Below are 2,073 nucleotides of genomic sequence, written 5' to 3'. Positions count from 1 at the left end.
CAGAAGCGGAACAGATTCACCCCGTCAATCAGACCACCCGGGTCCGCACTCAGCCACCGCCCCGTCTCCGGCTGATAATAACGCCAGCCATAGTACAGCAGGCCCGTTGCATCACGCTCCTTACCCGAGTAACGCCGCGTCCGGTTCGTGACTTCCGTGCCTTCTTCCACTGAACCCGCACTCCCGCCGTAGGGCAGGTACTCTTCCCGTGAGGTGACTTTGCCGGTGCTGTCCGTCTCACCTCCCGTACTCCCCAGATGGTCACTGAAGCTGTAGCGCAGGTGTGTTTCTCCGGTGAGCTTATCCCGGACAAGACGCACGCCACCGCCCTCCGTGATGACGATGCCCAGTTGCAGAGTGTCTTTCAGGCGGTGCTGTCGTGTTTCGGTGCCACCCGCGTATGTGGTGACGCTAGTCTGCATTCCGCCTGACTGTTGTGTCGTGCGGATTTTTCGCGTACGAGTGCCCCCGTCTGCATAGTGATACCGCTCCGTGTCGTTCTGTTCGCCTTCACCGGTGCGGGTGACCGGACTCACCTGCCGCAGCTGGCTGTCCGCATGCCAGCTCAGTGCCCTGCCGTCTGACAGTTGTTTCTGCAGCCCGCCCGCCAGGAACCCTGCATCCGGGGCCGGGGTGGTACTGTCGTCCGGCTTTTTCACCGCACGGTTGCTGCTTTGTGAGACCACCATCGTGACGCTCCGGTTACCGCTTCCCCCTGTATGGACTGTCTGTGTCAGGTTATCCCCGTCGTCATACGTGTAGCGTTCCGTGTACGGGGACCAGGTGTAACCCGCCGTCGGATTTTCCGGGTCCACCGGGTGTCGCTCACGGCCTGTGGCAGAAGTCAGGCGGTACAGCGTGTCATACGCGTACTCCCTCAGCCCCGTCACCCGCTGGTTGTTATGCCAGAGCGGGTCCGTTCCCCTGTCCTCCAGGGTGATAATGTTCCCTGCCTGGTCATACGCATAGTGCAGGTCGCTGATTAGCAGCGCCCCCTGCGGGTGGTCGTCCGGGTGGCTGACGGTGTGCCGGCTCAGGTACTGCGTCTGCGGGTCGTACGTGTATTTCTCCGTAACACCGTTGCCGGATGTCTGCGACAGCACCACGCCGTCGGCACGGTACAGGATGTCCTGCAGGGTGATGGCCTCATGCGGACCGGCTAAGCCCTCATACCGCAGCAAGGTCTGGATGACCGCGCCCCGGATATCATACTCACTGACAGTGGTCACGGAGTCTGCATTCGTCTGCATCAGCGGGGCACCGGTGGCATCATATGTCCCGCTAACCTTCAGGGGGGCTTCCAGATATGCAGCCGGGTCACCTTCTGACAATCTGGTCCAGTCAGGCTCACCCACCTCCGGCTTGAGCAACTGCTGCTCTGTTGTAAGCAACTGACCGCTGAGGCTGACCGACAGCGGACGCGTCACCCCGGCGTTGTTGTAATGTTCCGCTGTCGTCCCTGCCTGATTCCGGGCACGGACCTTCTCATCCGTGAGCGGGTGATAGCCGTACCGCTCGCGCTCACGACCCGCTGCATCACCGGCTGCGGCCTCGGTCAGGGAGGCCGGGCGACCACCCTCTCCGGCATCCTCATACCGTACGGTTGTGACGGTATCCTGCGCGTTACGCGACCACAGGGGACGACCGGCCGCATCACCCAGGGCCAGGCTCTCATCCCCGTCTGCCGTGTGCAGGCTCAGGGGCTGACCTGACAGGGCTGTCACCGTGACTGCGTCAGCACCGTCAGTGGTCGTATTCACCAGTTCCCTTGCTCTGTACAACCGGGTGGCACGGGACAACAGGTCGGCAACCGTGCGGGTGACCAGTATACGGGTCTTACCCTCTTCCGGGGTACGCAGCAATGCCAGACTGAGGTGCAAGGCTGTGACTGTGGGAGTGTTCGCATGCAGGGGAGCCTGCACGGCAGTCTGTGTTCGTAGCTGAATGTCAGTCATCATAATGTCCTGTGACGTTACGGTTGCCCTTCATGGCAGCCGGCTGTGGCCCGTTTTCAGCATAGCCAGTAGGTTGATTTTTTCCAGGAAGACATCCGGTATTATTTCTGATGGTATA

1 protein-coding gene is annotated in these 2,073 nt (G+C 61.3%); it reads right to left on the bottom strand.

Going from position 1 to position 2,073, the window contains the following annotated elements; genetic code table 11:
• On the bottom strand, window positions 1–1,958 hold a 1,958-nt coding region (locus FEK66_RS25575), incomplete at its 3' end, for an RHS repeat-associated core domain-containing protein (RefSeq protein ID WP_138211660.1).
• Window positions 1,959–2,073 lie beyond the last annotated feature (115 nt).

Source organism: Escherichia sp. E1130, from assembly GCF_005781065.1.
Lineage (GTDB): Bacteria > Pseudomonadota > Gammaproteobacteria > Enterobacterales > Enterobacteriaceae > Escherichia.
The sequence above is the reverse complement of the archived record's forward strand: the minus strand, read 5'-3'. Positions and strand labels throughout refer to the sequence as shown.